We start from the raw sequence: 18743 nt of genomic DNA, 5'->3' as shown, positions 1-18743 counted from the left end.
CGGTTGTACGTGCGCACGCAACGCCGAGGGCCCGGCCCGCCAAGATTTTTCGGCGGGCCGGGCCCTCGTGTGTGCCGTCAGGCCTTGCGCAGGCGGAACGTCAGGGTCAGCGGCTCGTCGGTGAACGCGTCACCGTACGTGCCGTCCGCCTCCCCCTGGGCGAAGTCCGTGGCCAGGACCTCGTCGGCGATCAGGCCGGAGTGCTCGGTCAGGGCCGCGATCAGCGCCGGGTCCGTCGCGGTCCAGCGGAGCGCGATGCGGTCGGCGACGTCCAGGCCGCTGTTCTTGCGAGCCTCCTGGATCAGCCGGATCGCGTCACGGGCCAGGCCCGCCTGCCGCAGCCGTTCGGTGATCTCCAGGTCCAGGGCGACCGTCGCGCCGGAGTCGGAGGCCACCGACCAGCCCTCGCGCGGCGTCTCGGTGATGATCACCTCGTCGGGGGCGAGGGTGATCGTCTCCCCGTCGACCTCCACCGAGGCGGTGCCCTCGCGCAGCGCCAGGGACAGCGCCGCCGCGTCGGCGTTCGCGACGGCCTTCGCCACCTCCTGGACGCGCTTGCCGAAACGCTTGCCCAGCGCGCGGAAGTTCGCCTTCGCGGTCGTGTCGACCAGCGAGCCCCCCACCTCGCTCAGCGAGGCGATCGCCTCGACGTTCAGTTCCTCCGTGATCTGGGCGTGCAGCTCGGGATCCAGCGTCTCGAAGCCGGTCGCCGCGACCAGCGCGCGCCGCAGCGGCTGGCGGGTCTTGACGCCCGACTCCGCACGCGTGGCGCGGCCCAGCTCGACGAGTCGGCGCACCAGCACCATCTGCTTCGACAGCTCCGGGTCGATCGCCGACAGGTCGGCCTGCGGCCACGCTGCCAGATGCACCGATTCGGGGGTGCCCGGGGTCACCGGCGCGACCAGGTCCTGCCAGACCCGCTCGGTGATGAACGGGGTGATGGGCGCCATCAGCTTCGTGACCGTCTCGAGGACCTCGTGCAGCGTGCGCAGCGCCGCCTTGTCGCCCTGCCAGAAGCGGCGCCGCGAGCGGCGGACGTACCAGTTCGACAGGTCGTCGACGAACGCCGACAGGAGCTTGCCGGCACGCTGGGTGTCGTACGACTCCAGCGCCTCGGTCACCTGGTCGGTGAGCGCGTGGAGCTCCGACAGCAGCCAGCGGTCGAGGACGGGGCGGTCGGCCGGGGCGGGGTCGGCCCCGCTCGGCGCCCAGTTCGACGTGCGCGCGTACAGCGCCTGGAAGGCGACCGTGTTCCAGTACGTCAGGAGCGTCTTGCGGACGACTTCCTGGATGGTGCCGTGGCCGACGCGGCGGGCGGCCCACGGGGAGCCGCCGGCCGCCATGAACCAGCGGACCGCGTCCGCGCCGTGCTGGTCCATGAGCGGGATGGGCTGCAGGATGTTGCCCAGGTGCTTGGACATCTTGCGGCCGTCCTCGGCGAGGATGTGGCCCAGGCACACCACGTTCTCGTACGACGACTTGTCGAAGACGAGCGTGCCGACCGCCATCAGCGTGTAGAACCAGCCGCGGGTCTGGTCGATGGCCTCGGAGATGAACTGTGCCGGGTAGCGGGACTCGAACAGTTCCTTGTTCTTGTACGGGTAGCCCCACTGTGCGAACGGCATCGAGCCCGAGTCGTACCAGGCGTCGATGACCTCGGGCACGCGCGTGGCCGTCTCTCCGCACTGCGGGCAGGCGAAGGTGACCTCGTCGATGAACGGGCGGTGCGGGTCGAGCCCCGACTGGTCCGTGCCGGTCAGCTCGGTCAGCTCCGCGCGGGAGCCGACACAGGTGAGGTGGCCTTCCTCGCAGCGCCAGATCGGCAGCGGCGTGCCCCAGTAGCGGCTGCGGGACAGGGCCCAGTCGATGTTGTTGTTCAGCCAGTCGCCGTACCGGCCGTGCTTGACGGTCTCCGGGTACCAGTTGGTCTTCTCGTTCTCCTCCAGCAGCCGGTCCTTGACGGCCGTGGTGCGGATGTACCAGGACGGCTGTGCGTAGTAGAGGAGCGCGGTGTGGCAGCGCCAGCAGTGCGGGTAGCTGTGCTCGTAGGGGAGGTGCTTGAAGAGCAGACCCCGGTGCTGGAGGTCCTCGGTGAGCTTCTCGTCCGCCTTCTTGAAGAAGACCCCGCCGACCAGCGGGACGTCCTCCTCGAAGGTGCCGTCGGGACGCACCGGGTTGACCACGGGCAGGCCGTACGCGCGGCACACCTTGAGGTCGTCCTCACCGAAGGCGGGGGACTGGTGGACCAGACCCGTACCGTCCTCGGTCGTCACGTACTCGGCGTTGACCACGTAGTGGGCCTCGGCGGGGAACGGGACGAGCTCGAACGGACGCCGGTAGGTCCAGCGCTCCATCTCGGCGCCGGTGAAGGTCCGGCCCGTCCGTTCCCAGCCCTCGCCGAGCGCCTTGTCGACCAGCGGTTCCGCGACGACGAGCTTCTCCTCGCCGTCGGTCGCGACCACATAGGTGACCTCGGGGTGTGCGGCGACCGCGGTGTTGGAGACGAGCGTCCACGGGGTGGTCGTCCACACCAGGAGCGCGGCCTCGCCGGCCAGCGGGCCGGAGGTGAGCGGGAAGCGGACGTACACGGACGGGTCCACGATGGTCTCGTAGCCCTGCGCCAGCTCGTGGTCCGACAGGCCCGTCTCGTCGCGCGGGCACCAGGGGGCCACGCGGTAGTCCTGGACGAGCAGACCCTTGCCGAAGATCTCCTTGAGCGACCACCACACGGACTCCACGTACTCGGGGTCCATGGTGCGGTAGGCGTCGTCGAGGTCGACCCAGTAGCCCATGCGGGTCGTCAGGTCGGAGAAGGCGTCGGTGTGCCGGGTCACCGACTCGCGGCACTTGGCGTTGAACTCGGCGATGCCGTACGCCTCGATGTCCTTCTTGCCGTCGAAGCCGAGCTCCTTCTCGACCGCCAGCTCGACCGGCAGGCCGTGGCAGTCCCAGCCGGCCTTGCGCGCCACGTGGTACCCCCGCATGGTGCGGAAGCGCGGGAAGACGTCCTTGAAGACTCGGGCCTCGATGTGGTGGGCGCCCGGCATGCCGTTGGCCGTGGGCGGGCCCTCGTAGAACACCCATTCGGGGCGGCCCTCGGACTGCTCCAGGCTCTTGGCGAAGATCTTCTGCTCGCGCCAGAAGTCGAGCACGGCGTGCTCGAGTGCGGGCAGGTCGATCTGGGCGGGCACCTGGCGGTACTGCGTCATGGATCTTCCTCCGGCGGACGTGCTGCCTTCCGTCGGAGGGACGAGAGCCGGGAATTGCGACAATTCTCCGGACGCCGTGTGCGGCGCGCTCCCGCGGTACCACCCTCCTTGGCCCTCCGGCGCGTCCTGTGCGCCGGTGAGCCCCCTCATTGGGGTCGCGATGCCGGTTCTACTGACCCTGGACGGGCGTTCCTCCGGCGGCTCCGGGGTGATCTTCGCGTCGCGCTCGCCCCCGGGCTTCCACCGTCCCCGGGTCGCTCACTGCTGCGTACGACGCTACTCGTCCCCATCCACGCTTTTCGCTCCGCCCAGTGTACGGCGCCGCACGGACCGCGGCCGACCAGTTTTCCCGGTCCCCCGGCGGCGGGTTCCCGGGGGCGGAGGGTGACCCGAATGGCGAGGGTCGCGGCGTCCGGATCCCGGGACACGGGGTCTGGCGGATTACCGGGCGGAGAGCTGGGCACAACGGATGCAGGCTCACCGTGCGGTGCCCGTGCGGCGGGCGATTCGTTGGCGGGCCCCGTTGCCGCGGGCCAGAAGTCGATTTATCGTCCCAGCACGATTCGCGCGCAAGATCACAATATGTGAAGGGGCCGCGGCCATGGTGGCGAAAAAGACCGCCGTACAGCAGTCGGCGTCCGGCAGATCCACGGGTGCGGCTGCCTCCGGCGGCGTGGCGGCCAAGGACGTGAACGGCACGAAGAGCACCGTCGCGGCATCGGCCAAGCGTGCGACCCGCCCGGTCGAGGCACGGCGGACGGGCGCCGCCGGCGCGGGACGGCGTGCGGCCGGGGGCGGCTCCGCGTCGGCGAACCCGGGGCCCGCCGGGAAGAGGACGGCGGCCAAGAAGACGGCGGCGAAGAAGACGGCGGCGAAGGAGACGGCGGCGAAGGAGACGTCGGCCGCGAAGCGGGCCGGCGCGACGTCGGCCGCCGAGAAGGCGGCCTGCGAGGAGCCCGCCGAGGCCGCCACCCGGAGGAAGGGAACCGCGAAGGCGGCCACCGCGAAGCCGGCGTCCGCCGCGTCCGCGGCCAGGGCGCCGGCCGGCGGGAAGCCCACCCCCAAGAAGGCGGCGGCGTCCCGGACGGCCCCTGTGAAGGAGGCGGCCGGGAAGGCGGCCCCCGTGAAGGAGGCGGCCGGGAAGGCGACCCCCGTGAAGGAGGCGGCCGGGAAGGCGGCCCCCGCGAAGAAGGCGGCCGAAGAGAAAGGCGGCCCCGAGCGACCGGCGGCGCGGAAGGCGGCGGCCGGCAGGAAGGCGGCGGCGACCGGCCCCGCTGCCGACAAGGCGGCGGCCGAGCCCGTCGCCGGGAAGACGGCGGCGAAGAAGGCCGTCCCCCGCAAGACGGCGGCGAAGGAGGCCGTCCCCCGCAAGGCGGCGCCGAAGAAGGCCGTCGCCAGGAAGGCGGCCCCAGCCGGGGCCGCCGGACAGAGCGGCGCCGCGAAGGGCGGCACCAAGAGCACCCCCACACATCCTGCGGCCGAGAAGGGCACCGCCACGGCGGGCACGGTCGAGGCCGCGAAGAAGACGGGAGCCACGACGGTGGTTGCGAAGAAGACTCCTGGCACGGCCACAGCAGAGGACAACTCCACCGCGGTCCCCAAGGCACGGGTCGCCGCCGTGGAGCCGGGCGAGCTGGCGGTGCGCCCCGGCGAGGAGCCGTGGACGCCCCAAGAGGTGGCCGAGGCGCGCACGGAACTCCAGGCCGAGGCGACGCGGCTGCGCGGTGAGATCGACGCGTCGGAGCGGGCGCTGGTCGGCTTGATGCGGGACTCCGGGGACGGGGCCGGCGACGACCAGGCGGACACCGGCACCAAGAACATCACCCGCGAGCACGAGATGGCGCTCGCCGCCAACGCCCGCGAGATGCTCGAACAGACCGAGCGCGCCCTGGACCGCCTCGACGCCGGCACCTACGGTCTGTGCGAGAACTGCGGGGACCCCATCGGCAAGGCCCGTATGCAGGCGTTTCCGCGCGCCACGCTGTGCGTGGAGTGCAAGCAGAAACAGGAACGCCGTCAATGATCCCGTCCTGAACGCATGGACCGGCGGGGTCGTGTCGTAGTCTCGTCCTCAGTCAGGAACCTAGGTCGAGGGACTCACGTGGCAGAGGCGGAGCGCATCATCGGTACGCCGGGAACCCCAGGAGCGGCGGGGGCCGGGCCGGAGGAATCCGGCGGGCAGGCCCCCTCCGGCGAGCGAACCGCCCCGGACTCCGCCGCCGCGCCCCCGGCCCGCGGCAGGCGGCGGATCGCAGTCCTGTTCGCGGTCGCCGCCTTCGCCTACGCCCTCGACCTGGCCAGCAAGCTGATCGTGGTCGCGAAGCTGGAGCACCACGCGCCGATCCGGGTCATCGGGGACTGGCTGCAGCTCGAGGCGATCCGCAACGCGGGCGCCGCCTTCGGCTTCGGCGAGGCGTTCACCGTGATCTTCACGGTGATCGCGGCCGCCGTGATCGTGGTGATCGCCCGGCTGGCCCGCAAGCTCTACAGCCTGCCCTGGGCGATCGCCCTGGGCCTGCTGCTCGGCGGCGCCCTGGGCAACCTCACCGACCGGATCTTCCGCTCGCCGGGCGTCTTCGAGGGCGCGGTCGTCGACTTCATCGCGCCCAAGCACTTCGCCGTCTTCAACCTGGCAGACTCGGCGATCGTCTGCGGCGGCATCCTGATCGTGCTGCTCTCCTTCCGCGGCCTCGACCCCGACGGGACCGTCCACCGGGACTGAGCCCGGGACTCCGCTGCGGCGCCGTCCGGGGAGTCCGGCATACTCGACGGGTGAGCAGCCTTCCCGAGATCCGTATCCTGCCCGTGCCCGACGGCTTGGAGGGCGAGCGCGTCGACGCCGCCATCTCCCGCATGTTCGGCTTCTCCCGTACCAAGGCGGCGGAGCTGGCCGCGGCGGGCAAGGTGCTGGTCGACGGCGCGGTGGTCGGCAAGTCCGAGCGGGTGCGCGGCGGCGCCTGGCTCGAGGTGGAGATGCCGCAGGCGCCCGCGCCGGTGCAGGTGGTCGCCGAGCCGGTCGAGGGCATGGAGATCGTGCACGACGACGACGACGTGGTCGTGATCGCCAAGCCGGTGGGCGTGGCCGCGCACCCGTCGCCCGGCTGGTCGGGCCCCACCGTGATCGGCGGTCTCGCCGCCGCCGGCTACCGCATCTCGACCTCCGGCGCCGCCGAGCGCCAGGGCATCGTGCACCGCCTCGACGTGGGCACGTCCGGTCTCATGGTCGTCGCGAAGTCGGAGTACGCGTACACCTCCCTCAAGCGCCAGTTCAAGGAGCGCACGGTCGACAAGCGCTACCACACGCTCGTGCAGGGCCACCCCGACCCGACCAGCGGCACCATCGACGCGCCCATCGGCCGCCATCCGAACCACGACTACAAGTGGGCGGTCACGGCCGACGGCAAGCCCTCCGTCACGCACTACGACCTGATCGAGGCGTTCCGCTCGGCCTCCCTGCTGGAGGTCAAGCTGGAGACCGGGCGCACCCACCAGATCCGCGTCCACATGGCCGCCCACCGCCACCCGTGCGTCGGCGACCTGACGTACGGCGCGGACCCCACGCTCGCCAAGCGGCTCGGCCTGACCCGCCAGTGGCTGCACGCCGTACGCCTGGGCTTCGAGCACCCCGCGGACGGTCGGTGGGTGGAGTTCGAGAGCGGCTACCCGGCCGACCTGCAGAAGGCACTGGACAAGGTGCGCGAGGAGAGCTGGGCGTGAGCGCCCCGTACGTGGTGCGGGTCGCCGAGGACCTCGCCGACCGGGAGGCGTGCTTCGCGGTCCGCAAGGAGGTCTTCGTCGGCGAGCAGGGCGTCCCGGAGGACGTCGAGTACGACGCGTACGACGCCGGTGCCGTGCATGTCCTGGCGGTGCGCGCGGACGGCGTGCCGCTCGGGACGGGCCGGCTGCTGCACGGCGAGGCGGCCGCGGCCAAGAACGGCGGCGACCCGGCCGTGGGCTCGCTGGGGCGGCTCGCGGTGACCCGTCAGTCGCGGGGGCTGGGCGTCGGGGCCGCACTGGTGGCGGCGGTCGAGGACGCGGCACGCGCGCGTGGGCTGGCCGCGGTCGACCTGCATGCGCAGACGCATGCGCTCGGGTTCTACGAGCGGCTGGGCTACGAGGCGTACGGACCGGAGTTCCCCGACGCCGGGATGCCGCACCGGGCGATGCGCCGTCCCCTGTAGGCGGGGGCGCCGCACGGCCGACATGCGCCGTCGAGCGCCGCACGGACGGTCAACGGCCTTTGTACGATCGGATCATGGCGCGCAACGTGGTGATCAGCGGTGGCGGTACGGGAATCGGGCTCGCGGCCGCACGGGCCTTCGCCGCGGACGGGGACCGGGTGCTGCTCCTCGGGCGGCGGGCGGAGGTGCTGGAGAGGGCTCCGGTGCCCGGGGCGCTGACCCACGCGGCCGATCTGAGCGATCCCCGCGCGGTGGGCCGAGCCGCCCGGTTCGTGGCCGAGGGGTTCGGGACCGTGGACGTCCTCGTCAACGGCGCGGGCGGCGCCGGGAACCTGGAACCCGCCGCCGACACCGACGACCGGCTCGAAGCCGTCGCGCACACCTGGACCGTCAACTTCCGGCTGAACGTGCTCACCGCGGCCCTGCTCACCGAGGCGCTGCGGGAGCGGCTCGCCTCGCCCGGCGGGCGTGTGCTGTTCATCAGCTCCATCGCCGCCTACCGCGGATCGGGCAGCGGCGCCTACGCCGCGGCCAAGGCGGCGCTGCACCCGTACGCCTTCGATCTGGCCCGGCAGCTGGGGCCGCGGGGCATCACGGTGAACGTGGTCGCGCCGGGCTACGTGGAGGACACCGGGTTCTTCGGCGACACGATGGACCCGGCGCGACGCGAGCGGCTCGTCGCGGAGACGTCGACCGGTCGGGCCGGCACGCCCGGTGACATCGCCCGGACCCTGCACTGGCCGGCGTCCCCCGGCGCCCGTCACATCACCGCGCAGGTGATCCAGGTCAACGGCGGGGCGGAGCGCGGACACCGACGGCAGCGGCTCAGCCCCGGCCCGCCCGCGGCGGTTCGTGCGCCCGGCGCACCGCCGGGTCGTGCCGGAGGCGGCCGTCCACGCCGGGCGGCCGGACCGCGTCGGCCGTGTTGACCCGCGGCAGCGCGTAAGGATGCTCCTCGGTCAGCCAGCGGATCATCTGCTCGCGGACCGTGACGCGGACCGTCCAGATGTCGTCCGCGTCCTTGGCGGTCACCAGCGCCCGCACCTCCATGGTGGTGGGCGTCGAGTCGGTGACCTGGAGGCCGTAGGCGCGGCCGTCCCAGGCCGGGCACGCGCGCAGGATGTCGCGGAGCCGGTCGCGCATGGCCTGCACGGGTGCGGAGTGGTCGACGTGGAAGTAGACGATGCCGGTCATCTGGGCGCCGCCGCGGGACCAGTTCTCGAACGGCTTCGAGGTGAAGTACGACACCGGCATGGTGATCCGGCGCTCGTCCCAGGTGCGCACCGTGAGGAACGTCAGCGTGATCTCGTCGACGGTGCCCCACTCGCCGTCCACGACGACCGTGTCGCCGAGCCGGACCATGTCGCCGAAGGCGATCTGCAGCCCGGCGAAGAGGTTCGACAGCGTGGACTGGGCGGCGACACCGGCGACGATGCCGAGGATGCCGGCGGAGGCCAGCAGCGAGGCGCCGGCCGCCCGCATCGCCGGGAACGTCAGCAGCATGGCGGCGACCGCCACCACTCCGACGACCGCCGCCACCACCCGCATGATCAGCGTCACCTGGGTGCGCACGCGCCTGACCCGGGCCGGATCGTGGTGGGCGCGGGCGTAGCGGGTGTAGGTCGTCTCGACGACCGCTGCCGCGATACGGACCACCAGCCAGGCGGCGGCACCGATCAGCACCAGCGTCAGGGCCCGCCCCACCCCGGTGCGGTGCGCCTGGAGGATCTCCGCCTGGTCGTACGAGCCTCTCAGCAGGGCGGCGCACAGCAGGAACTGGTAGGGGATGCGGCCGCGCCGGAGCAGGCCCCACAGGGGTGTCTCGGGGTGCGTGCCGTTCGCCTTGTGCAGCAGGAGGTCCGTGGCCCATCCCATGAGCAGGGTGAGCGCGACCGAGCCACCGACGACGATCAACGGGCGCAGTACGTTCTCCATGCCCTGGAACGTAACCAGTCGACGGCAGGATGAACGCCCGTCCCGGGTCCGCCCCGGGAGCCGACCGCGCCCACCGATGTCGGTGGTGGCTGGCACCATGACCTCATGAACATCATGCTGTTCCACTCGACGTACGGTCTGCGGCCGGCCGTCCGGGCCGCCGCCGACCGGCTCCGCGCCGCCGGACATGAGGTGTGGACCCCGGACCTGTTCGACGGGCGCACCTTCGAGACGGTCGAGGAGGGCATGGCCTTCAAGGACGAGACGGGCAAGGAGGAGCTGATCAGACGGGCCGTCCTGGCCGCCGCTCCCTACTCGGAGCGGGGGCTGGTGTACGCGGGGTTCTCGCTCGGCGCGGCCATCGCGCAGACCTTGGCGCTCGGCGACAAGAAGGCCCGCGGGCTCCTGCTGCTGCACGGTACGTCGGACATCGCGGCGAACGCCTCGACGGACGGGCTGCCGGTGCAGCTGCACGTGGCCGAGCCCGACCCGTTCGAGCCGGACGACTGGCTGAACGCCTGGTATCTGCAGATGGGCAGGGCGGGCGCCGACGTGGAGGTGCACCGCTACGCGGGCGCCGGCCACCTCTACACCGATCCCGGCCTGCCGGACCACGACGAGGAGGCGGCCGAGGCCACCTGGCGGGTGGCGCTCGGCTTCCTCGACAGCCTGTAGCCGGCGGCTACACGGGGTCGTAGGTGCGCTCCACCTTCTGCGTGCCGCTGCGCGTGCGGTACGAACGGGCCCATGCGGAGGTCGCGGCGGGATCCGTGCGGTCGGACAGCACGTAGTAGTCCATCTGCGCGCGGTCGGCGGTGATGTCCAGGACGCCGTAGCCGTGGCGGTCGGTGTCGACCCAGTGGACGTGCCGGTTGGCCGCGCGGATCAGCGGCGAGGCCAGCGCCGAGACCGTGCCCTCGGGGACCTTGACGATGTCGTCGAGGTTGTCGGAGGTCACCGAGGTGACCACGAACTCGGTGGCGGCCGACGCGGAGAGCGGGTACGTGCCGGCGTCCACCGGGACGTCGTTGGCCCAGGCCATGTGGATGTCCCCGGTGAGGAAGACGGTGTTGCGGATGGCGTTCGAGCGCAGATGGGCCAGCAGTTCCCGGCGGTCGTCGGTGTAGCCGTCCCACTGGTCGGTGTTGAGGGCGAGGCCGCCCTTCGGCAGGCCCAGCAGCTCCGCCAGCGGCGCCAGCAGATCGGCGGTGAGCGAGCCCACGGCGAAGGGCGAGATCATCACCGAGTTGCCGACCAGCCGCCACGAGGTGTCGGACGCCTTCAAGCCCGCCTTCAGCCAGTCGAGTTGGGCACGACCGGTGATCGTCCGGTCCGGGTCGTCGACCGACCCGCTGGCCATGGACGCCTGCTGCGAGCGGAAGGAGCGCAGGTCCAGCAGGGAGAGATCGGCGAGTTTGCCGAAGCGCAGTCGGCGGTAGGTGGTGCCCTCGGTCGCAGGGCGGACCGGCATCCACTCGAAGTACGCCTGCCGTGCCGCGGCCTGGCGCGCGGCCCAGCTTCCCTCCGCGCCCTCGGTGTGGTTCTCGGCGCCGCCCGACCAGGCGTCGTTGGCGAACTCGTGGTCGTCCCAGATCGCGACGACCGGGGCCTTCGCGTGCAGGGCCTGCAGGTCGGGGTCCGTCTTGTACCGCCCGTGCCGGGTGCGGTAGTCGGCGAGCGTGAGGATCTCGTTCGCCGGGGAGTGGGGCCGGACGACCGTGCCCCGGGTCCCGTAGTCGCCGCTCTTGTACTCGTAGATGTAGTCGCCCAGGTGGAGCCAGGCGTCCAGGTCGCCGCGGGCCGCGAGATGGCGGTACGACGCGAAGTAGCCCGCCTCCCAGTTGGCGCAGGAGACGACGCCGAACCGGAGGCCGGTGACGGCCGCGTCGGTGGCCGGGGCCGTACGGGTGCGGGCGACGGGGGAGTCGGTGCCGCCGGCGGAGAAGCGGAACCAGTAGTCGGTGGCCGGTTCCAGGCCCCGTATGTCCGCCTTGACGGTGTGGTCGGACGCGGCGGTGGCGGTGAGGGACCCGGTGGCGACGACGTCCGTCAGGGTCCTGTCCCGGGCGACGGTCCACCTCACCTCGGTGTCCGGGCCGACCCCGGAGCCGGGTACGGCCTCGGCGGTGGGCGTCACCCGCGTCCACAGCAGGACGCCGTCGGGCAGCGGGTCCCCGGAGGCGACGCCGTGCAGGAAGGCCGGGGTGTCGGCGGCGGCACGGGCCGGGAAGGCGGCCGCGAGCGGGGCGCCGAGTACGGCGGTGGCGGCTGCGGCCTTGACGACCGTACGACGGCGCGGGAAGGGGGTGTCCGCGCTCTCTGGTGATCTGTATCGACTGGTCACAGCCGATCACATTACTGACGCGTACACGCTAAGAGCGGGCGAACGCGGAAAGTTCGCCCGCTCTTCGTCCCGGGGTCTCCCGGGCGTCCCGGCCGCCGCCGGATCAGGCCTTGAGCGCGTTGCCGATCGCCGTGTTGAACTCGGGCACCGTCATGGGCGCGTTCTTGCCGTCGGACCCGGTGATCGTCTTGCCGTCCATCTTCAGGGTCGGCGTGCCCTGGACCCCGCTCTTGCCGAACTGGGCGGACATCTCCAGGGCCCACTTGTCGTAGGTGCCGTCCTTCACGGCCTTCTGGAACGCCGCGTTGCCCTTCAGCGCGGCCACCGTATCCGCGACCTTGATCAGGTAGCTGTCGTCCTTGAACTCGTCCTCGGTCTCCTCGGGGTGCCACTTCGCCGAGTACAGCGCGGACTTGTACTCCAGGAACGCCTCGGGGCCGACGTTCAGCGCGGCGCCCATCGCGCTCAGCGCGTTCCTGGAACCCTCGCCCTGCGTGTTGGTGTCGATGAACGACGCGCCGACGTACTGCAGCTTGAACTTGCCGTCGTCGAGGTCCTTCTTCAGGGTCGTGCCGACCGACTGCTCGAACTGGGCGCAGATCGGGCAGCGCGGGTCCTCGTACATCACCAGGGTCTTCTTGGCGCTGCTCTTGCCGATGACGACGGTGGTGCCGTTCGCGCCGGTCGTGTTGGCCGGCTTGACGAGCTTGTCGTCCTTCGCCGCCTCCCAGTAACCGGGCTTGTTGTTCTGCACGACGGCGTAGCCGATGCCGCCGGCGGCGGCGAGGACGGCCACGATCGAGGCGGCGACGATCAGCTGCCGCTTGACCTTGTCGCGCTTGGCCTGCCGCTCGCGCTCCAGGCGAAGCCGCTCACGGGCCGCCGTCTTCGCCGCCTGACTGTTCCGCTTGCTCATTGGGTGATCTCCATGGGGACACGCGTACGCACGGTACGCGGGATGTACGTGGGGGCTCTTGGTGCTCGGGCGCTTCAGACGAAGGCGGCCGAGCGCGGCGGACCCCGCCGCCCCAGGGAGTGCACGAACAGACGGGTACGGGTCGTGGTGACGTGCCGTACCGGACGCGGCGCCCGGCGGACCGGGGCGAGCCGCCCCGTCACCGCCGCGACCGCGATCAGCAGGGGCCGGAACGTGGTCGCGACCACCGCGCCCAGCAGTTGGCCCAGCGCCCGCTCGCCCCGGCGCAGCCAGGCCGCCGCGAGGAGGCCCACGCCCACGTGGGCGGCGAGCAGCAGCCAGGCGCTCGCCGGGTCGGCGTGCGCGAGGAGCGCCGCGACCCGGTCGGTGCCGGTGCCGGTGACCCGGCTGAGCGGGGTGCCCACGCTGCCGCCGCTGCACAGGACGTCCAGGCCGACCGAACGCAGGGGACCGGTGACCGGGCCGCCCGCCTTCCCGTAGCAGGCGTGCTGGCCCGTGGTGAACACGGTGTCCGCGGTCAGCTCGAGCGGAACCAGCAGGGCGGCGATCTTCCCGAAACCACGCTCGCGGCCCGCCAGCGCGTAGGCGACGGCGAAGACGGTGGCGGCGATCGCCGCCACCGTGCCCATCGGGAGCGGGACCTCGGACAGCAGCACGTGCGAGGCGGTGCTGAGCGTCACGACCATCGCCGTGAACAGCGCCGCGCGCACGGCTCTGAGCTGGGTCCCGGATATGTCCATAGCAGGGGAGAGTGTCCCACGCGCTCCCGTAAGGGCCCCCTAAAGGGGGCCACGCGTTACGGGAGCGTTGTGCGGGAGCGGTCGGGGCGGCTCACAGACCGGGGATCCGCCCGTTGCGGAACAGGTCCACGAAGATCTGGTGGTCGCCGCGTGCGCGCGCCCCGTACTCGTGGGCGAAGTCCACCAGCAGGTCCGCGAAGCCGGCCTCGTCGGCCGCGATCGCCGCGTCGATGGCCCGCTCCGTGGAGAAGGGCACCAGGGACTCGCCGGACTGGTCGTCCGCCGCCCCGTGCATCGTGGCCGTGGCGCGGCCCAGGTCGGCGACGACCGCCGCGATCTCCTCCAGGTCGTCGATGTCGCGCCAGTCCAGGTCCACCGCGTACGGCGACACCTCGGCCACCAGCTGGCCCGCGCCGTCCAGCTCCGTCCAGCCCAGCCACGGGTCGGCGTGCGCCTGCAGGGCACGCTGGGAGATCACCGTGCGATGGCCCTCGTGCTGGAAGTACTCGCGGATCGCCGGGTCCGTGATGTGCCGGGAGACGGCCGGGGTCTGGGCCTGCTTGACGTAGATGACCACATCGTTCTCCAGGGCGTCGCTGTGGCCCTCGAGGAGGATGTTGTACGACGGCAGGCCCGCCGAGCCGATGCCGATGCCGCGGCGGCCGACCACGTCCTTGACCCGGTAGGAGTCCGGGCGGGCCAGGGAGGACTCGGGCAGCGTCTCCAGGTAGCCGTCGAAGGCGGCGAGGACCTTGTACCGGGTGGCCGCGTCCAGCTCGATGGCGCCGCCGCCCGGTGCGAAGCGGCGCTCGAAGTCGCGGATCTCCGTCATCGAGTCCAGCAGCCCGAAGCGGGTCAGCGAGCGGGCGTCGCGCAGCGCGTCCAGGAGCGGGCCCTGGGCGGTGTCCAGGGTGAAGGGCGGCACCTCGTCGCTCTTGGCGCCGGTCGCCAGGGCGTGCACGCGCTCCCGGTAGGCGGCCGCGTAGACCCGGACCAGCTCGGTGATCTGCCCGTCGCTCAGCGCCTTCGCGTACCCGATCAGCGCCACGGAGGCGGCGAAGCGCTTCAGGTCCCAGGTGAAGGGGCCGACGTACGCCTCGTCGAAGTCGTTCACGTTGAAGATCAGGCGGCCCGTGGAGTCCATGTACGTGCCGAAGTTCTCGGCGTGCAGGTCGCCGTGGATCCACACGCGCGAGGTGCGGTCGTCCAGGTACGGACCGCCCCGCTTCTCGGTGTCGAGGTCGTGGTAGAAGAGGCACGCCGTGCCCCGGTAGAACGCGAAGGCGGAGGCCGCCATCTTGCGGAACTTCACGCGGAACGCGGCCGGGTCGGCGGCGAGCAGCTCGCCGAAGGCGGTGTCGAAGACGGCGAGGATCTCCTCGCCGCGTTGCTCGGCGCTGAGCTGCGGAACCGACATCGCTGGGTGCCTCCAGGTGCAGGTGATGCATGGTGTGTGGGGACGGATCGCCCGTTCCCTTCCAACGGACGACGGTACGCGGGAGTGCCCTCGCTCCCCGCTCGCGGACACGGATGCAGGGTCCCGTGTCCGTCGCGCGAGGACACGGGCGAGCGTCCCGTGGCCTCCGGATGAAGGCAGGCGTGGAAGCCGCCCGTCCGTCACCCGACAGCCACCCCCCCCGTCGGGGGCTGCGCGCCACAGTATCCGCCTCCGGTGTCGGTGCCGGGGGCATAGACTTCGACGCTGTCCCCCGGACTGCCCGCAGCCTGTCGGACTCCCGTCGACGTCCGTCCGCCCGTGCGCCACCCGCCCGCTCACCTGGAGGCCGAAACCGTGTCGAAGCCGCCGTTCACGCACCTGCACGTCCACACCCAGTACTCGCTGCTGGACGGTGCCGCGCGGCTGAAGGACATGTTCAACGCGTGCAACGAGATGGGCATGACGCACATCGCCATGTCCGACCACGGCAACCTCCACGGGGCGTACGACTTCTTCCACTCGGCGAAGAAGGCCGGGATCACTCCGATCATCGGTATCGAGGCGTACGTCGCCCCGGAGTCGCGGCGCAACAAGCGCAAGATCACGTGGGGTCAGCCGCACCAGAAGCGGGACGACGTCTCCGGCTCCGGCGGCTACACCCACAAGACGATCTGGGCGGCGAACAGGACGGGCCTGCACAACCTCTTCCGGCTCTCCTCGGACGCGTACGCCGAGGGCTGGCTGCAGAAGTGGCCGCGCATGGACAAGGAGACCATCGCCCAGTGGGCCGACGGGCTGATCGCCTCCACCGGCTGCCCCTCCGGCGAGCTGCAGACCCGGCTGCGGCTCGGCCAGTTCGACGAGGCGCTGAAGGCGGCAGCCGACTACCAGGACATCTTCGGCAAGGACCGCTACTTCCTGGAGCTGATGGACCACGGCATCGACATCGAGCACCGGGTCCGCGACGGCCTGCTGGAGATCGGCAGGAAGCTCGGCATCCCCCCGCTGGTCACGAACGACTCGCACTACACGTACGCGCACGAGGCGGGCGCCCACGACGCCCTGCTGTGCATCCAGACCGGCAAGAACCTCTCCGACCCGGACCGCTTCAAGTTCGACGGCACCGGCTACTACCTGAAGTCCACGGAGGAGATGTACGCCATCGACTCCTCGGACGCCTGGCAGGAGGGCTGCCGCAACACCCTCCTGGTGGCGGAGCAGATCGACACCACGGGCATGTTCGAGAAGCGCGACCTCATGCCCAAGTTCGACATCCCCGAGGGCTACACCGAGGTCACCTGGTTCCAGGAGGAGGTCCGCCGCGGCATGGAGCGCCGCTACCCGGGCGGCATCCCCGAGGACCGCCAGAAGCAGGCCGAGTACGAGATGGACGTCATCATCCAGATGGGGTTCCCGGGCTACTTCCTCGTGGTCGCCGACTTCATCATGTGGGCCAAGAACCAGGGCATCGCCGTCGGCCCCGGACGGGGTTCCGCCGCCGGCTCGATCGTCGCCTACGCCCTCGGCATCACCGACCTCGACCCGATCCCGCACGGCCTGATCTTCGAGCGGTTCCTCAACCCCGAGCGCATCTCGATGCCCGACGTCGACATCGACTTCGACGAGCGCAGGCGCGTCGAGGTGATCAGGTACGTGACCGAGAAGTACGGCGCCGACAAGGTCGCCATGATCGGCACCTACGGCACCATCAAGGCCAAGAACGCGATCAAGGACTCCGCGCGCGTGCTGGGCTACCCGTACGCGATGGGCGACCGCATCACCAAGGCCATGCCCGCCGACGTCCTCGGCAAGGGCATCCCGCTGTCCGGCATCACCGACCCGAACCACCCCCGCTACTCGGAGGCGGGCGAGGTCCGCGGGATGTACGAGAACGAGCCGGACGTGAAGAAGGTCATCGACACCGCGCGCGGTGTGGAGGGCCTGGTCCGGCAGATGGGCGTGCACGCCGCCGGCGTGATCATGTCCAGCGAGACCATCACCGAGCACGTGCCCGTCTGGGTCCGCCACACCGACGGCGTGACCATCACCCAGTGGGACTACCCGAGCTGTGAGTCGCTCGGCCTGCTGAAGATGGACTTCCTCGGCCTGCGCAACCTGACGATCATGGACGACGCCGTCAAGATGGTGAAGTCCAACAAGGGCGTCGACATCGACCTGCTGAGTCTCCCGCTGGACGACCCCACGACCTTCGACCTGCTCCAGCGCGGCGACACCCTCGGCGTCTTCCAGTTCGACGGCGGCCCCATGCGCTCGCTGCTGCGGCTGATGAAGCCGGACAACTTCGAAGACATCTCCGCCGTGTCGGCCCTGTACCGGCCGGGCCCGATGGGCATGAACTCTCACACCAACTACGCGCTGCGCAAGAACGGGCAGCAGGAGATCACGCCCATCCACCCGGAGCTGGAGGAGCCGCTCAAGGAGGTCCTTGACGTCACCTACGGCCTGATCGTCTACCAGGAGCAGGTGCAGAAGGCCGCCCAGATCATCGCGGGCTACTCGCTCGGCGAGGCGGACATCCTCCGCCGCGTGATGGGCAAGAAGAAGCCCGAGGAACTGGCGAAGAACTTCACCATCTTCCAGGAGGGCGCCCGCAGGAACGGCTACAGCGACGAGGCCGTCCAGGCCCTGTGGGACGTGCTGGTCCCGTTCGCCGGCTACGCCTTCAACAAGGCACACTCCGCCGCGTACGGCCTGGTCTCGTACTGGACCGCCTACCTGAAGGCGAACCACCCCGCCGAGTACATGGCCGGGCTGCTGACCTCCGTGAAGGACGACAAGGACAAGTCGGCCGTCTACCTCAACGAGTGCCGCCGCATGGGCATCAGGGTGCTCCCGCCCAACGTCAACGAGTCGGAGTCGAACTTCGCCGCGCAGGGCGACGACGTGATCCTCTTCGGCCTCTCCGCCGTCCGCAACGTGGGCACCAACGTCGTCGAGTCGATCATCAAGACCCGCAAGGCCAAGGGGAAGTACGCGTCCTTCCCGGACTACCTCGACAAGGTCGAGGCGGTGGTCTGCAACAAGCGCACCACCGAATCGCTGATCAAGGCGGGCGCCTTCGACTCGATGGGACACACCCGCAAGGGCCTCACCGCGCAGTACGAGCCGATGATCGACAACGTGGTCGCGGTCAAGCGCAAGGAGGCCGAGGGACAGTTCGACCTCTTCGGCGGCGCGGAGGAGGACAGCGGCGAGCCCGGCTTCGGCCTCGACGTGATCTTCACCGACGAGGAGTGGGACAAGACGTACCTGCTCGCCCAGGAGCGGGAGATGCTCGGTCTGTACGTCTCGGACCACCCGCTCTTCGGCCTGGAGCACGTGCTGTCCGACAAGGCCGACGCGGGCATCGCCCAGCTCACCGGAGGCGAGCACGCGGACGGCGCGGTCGTCACCATCGGCGGCATCATCTCGGGCCTGCAACGCAAGATGACCAAGCAGGGCAACGCCTGGGCCATCGCCACGGTCGAGGACCTCGCCGGCTCGATCGAGTGCATGTTCTTCCCGGCGACCTACCAGCTGGTGTCCACCCAACTCGTCGAGGACGCCGTGGTGTTCGTCAAGGGCCGCCTCGACAAGCGTGAGGACGTGCCGCGGCTGGTCGCGATGGAGCTGATGGTCCCCGACCTGTCGGCCGCCGGCGCCAACGCGCCCGTGGTGCTCACCATCCCGGCGGTGAAGGTGACCCCGCCGATGGTGAGCCGGCTCGGTGAGATCCTCAGCCAGCACAAGGGCGACAGCGAGGTGCGCATCAAGCTCCAGGGCCCGCGCAAGACGACCGTGCTGCGGCTGGACCGGCACCGGGTGAAGCCGGACCCGGCGCTCTACGGCGACTTGAAGGTGCTGCTCGGCCCGTCCTGTCTGGCCGGCTGACCACCGGCGGGCCACACCTGCGAGGGGCGCACCCGGTCACGGGTGCGCCCCTCGATGTCCGCCCGGGC

At 71.1% G+C, this 18743-nt stretch carries 12 protein-coding genes and 1 pseudogene; 7 read left to right on the top strand and 6 right to left on the bottom strand.

What is annotated here, in order from left to right; translation table 11 throughout:
* Window positions 1-77: 77 nt before the first annotated feature.
* Window positions 78-3209 (bottom strand): isoleucine--tRNA ligase, encoded by a 3132-nt coding sequence (ileS, locus tag ACFYMU_RS13110; protein WP_388372097.1) that lies wholly within the window; start codon window positions 3207-3209, stop codon window positions 78-80.
* A gap of 601 nt (window positions 3210-3810) precedes the next feature.
* Here ileS and ACFYMU_RS13105 point away from each other — a divergent pair.
* From ACFYMU_RS13105 to ACFYMU_RS13085, 5 genes and pseudogenes are all read left to right on the top strand, one after another.
* Window positions 3811-5232, top strand: a complete 1422-nt coding sequence (locus ACFYMU_RS13105) for a TraR/DksA C4-type zinc finger protein (RefSeq protein ID WP_388372095.1) — start codon at window positions 3811-3813, stop codon at window positions 5230-5232.
* A 78-nt stretch (window positions 5233-5310) separates the two neighbouring features.
* Window positions 5311-5931, top strand: coding sequence for a signal peptidase II (lspA, locus tag ACFYMU_RS13100; RefSeq protein WP_388372093.1), 621 nt, complete (start codon window positions 5311-5313; stop codon window positions 5929-5931).
* A 50-nt stretch (window positions 5932-5981) separates the two neighbouring features.
* Window positions 5982-6926 carry an RluA family pseudouridine synthase gene (locus tag ACFYMU_RS13095; RefSeq protein WP_388372092.1) on the top strand — a complete coding sequence of 315 codons (945 nt, stop codon included), beginning with the start codon at window positions 5982-5984 and terminating at the stop codon, window positions 6924-6926.
* Window positions 6923-7390 (top strand): GNAT family N-acetyltransferase, encoded by a 468-nt coding sequence (locus tag ACFYMU_RS13090; RefSeq protein WP_388372090.1) that lies wholly within the window; start codon window positions 6923-6925, stop codon window positions 7388-7390. Before ACFYMU_RS13095 ends, ACFYMU_RS13090 begins: the two co-directional genes overlap by 4 nt.
* A 74-nt stretch (window positions 7391-7464) precedes the next feature.
* Window positions 7465-8202 (top strand): annotated as a pseudogene (locus ACFYMU_RS13085) (SDR family NAD(P)-dependent oxidoreductase); the annotation flags it as partial.
* A gap of 13 nt (window positions 8203-8215) precedes the next feature.
* Here ACFYMU_RS13085 and ACFYMU_RS13080 read toward each other — a convergent pair.
* Window positions 8216-9325 (bottom strand): mechanosensitive ion channel family protein, encoded by a 1110-nt coding sequence (locus tag ACFYMU_RS13080; RefSeq protein WP_388372089.1) that lies wholly within the window; start codon window positions 9323-9325, stop codon window positions 8216-8218.
* A gap of 105 nt (window positions 9326-9430) precedes the next feature.
* Here ACFYMU_RS13080 and ACFYMU_RS13075 point away from each other — a divergent pair, with 105 nt between their 5' ends.
* On the top strand, window positions 9431-10000 hold the full coding sequence (locus ACFYMU_RS13075; RefSeq protein ID WP_388372087.1) for a dienelactone hydrolase family protein: 570 nt from the start codon (window positions 9431-9433) through the stop codon (window positions 9998-10000).
* A gap of 7 nt (window positions 10001-10007) precedes the next feature.
* Here ACFYMU_RS13075 and ACFYMU_RS13070 read toward each other — a convergent pair whose 3' ends face one another.
* The 4 genes from ACFYMU_RS13070 to ACFYMU_RS13055 all read right to left on the bottom strand — a co-directional run bounded on the left by ACFYMU_RS13070 (window position 10008) and on the right by ACFYMU_RS13055 (window position 14763).
* The gene (locus ACFYMU_RS13070; protein ID WP_388372085.1) at window positions 10008-11669 is read right to left on the bottom strand and encodes an alkaline phosphatase D family protein; all 1662 of its coding nucleotides are present in this window, start codon (window positions 11667-11669) and stop codon (window positions 10008-10010) included.
* A 103-nt stretch (window positions 11670-11772) separates the two neighbouring features.
* Entirely contained in the window at window positions 11773-12585 is an 813-nt protein-coding gene (locus ACFYMU_RS13065; protein ID WP_388372083.1) for a thioredoxin domain-containing protein, read from the bottom strand.
* 74 nt (window positions 12586-12659) lie between these two features.
* Window positions 12660-13346 (bottom strand): hypothetical protein, encoded by a 687-nt coding sequence (locus tag ACFYMU_RS13060; protein ID WP_388372082.1) that lies wholly within the window; start codon window positions 13344-13346, stop codon window positions 12660-12662.
* 91 nt (window positions 13347-13437) lie between these two features.
* Entirely contained in the window at window positions 13438-14763 is a 1326-nt protein-coding gene (locus tag ACFYMU_RS13055; RefSeq protein ID WP_388372080.1) for a DUF2252 domain-containing protein, read from the bottom strand.
* Between the two features lie 375 nt (window positions 14764-15138).
* Here ACFYMU_RS13055 and dnaE point away from each other — a divergent pair, with 375 nt between their 5' ends.
* A complete protein-coding gene (gene dnaE / locus ACFYMU_RS13050) occupies window positions 15139-18675 on the top strand; it encodes a DNA polymerase III subunit alpha (protein ID WP_388372078.1) in 3537 nt (1178 codons plus the stop codon).
* The last annotated feature ends 68 nt before the right edge of the window (window positions 18676-18743 follow it).

Source organism: Streptomyces sp. NPDC007264, from assembly GCF_042869095.1.
Taxonomy (GTDB): domain Bacteria; phylum Actinomycetota; class Actinomycetes; order Streptomycetales; family Streptomycetaceae; genus Streptomyces.
This window is presented reverse-complemented; position numbering and strand designations above follow the sequence as displayed.

Bases quoted from the DNA above. Each gene is read 5' to 3' on its own strand.
- ACFYMU_RS13075 (WP_388372087.1), top strand. From the start codon at position 9,431: ATGAACATCATGCTGTTCCACTCGACGTACGGTCTGCGGCCGGCCGTC.
- ACFYMU_RS13065 (WP_388372083.1), bottom strand. From the start codon at position 12,585: ATGAGCAAGCGGAACAGTCAGGCGGCGAAGACGGCGGCCCGTGAGCGG.
- ACFYMU_RS13080 (WP_388372089.1), bottom strand. From the start codon at position 9,325: ATGGAGAACGTACTGCGCCCGTTGATCGTCGTCGGTGGCTCGGTCGCG.
- ileS (WP_388372097.1), bottom strand. From the start codon at position 3,209: ATGACGCAGTACCGCCAGGTGCCCGCCCAGATCGACCTGCCCGCACTC.
- ACFYMU_RS13055 (WP_388372080.1), bottom strand. From the start codon at position 14,763: ATGTCGGTTCCGCAGCTCAGCGCCGAGCAACGCGGCGAGGAGATCCTC.
- ACFYMU_RS13105 (WP_388372095.1), top strand. From the start codon at position 3,811: ATGGTGGCGAAAAAGACCGCCGTACAGCAGTCGGCGTCCGGCAGATCC.
- ACFYMU_RS13060 (WP_388372082.1), bottom strand. From the start codon at position 13,346: ATGGACATATCCGGGACCCAGCTCAGAGCCGTGCGCGCGGCGCTGTTC.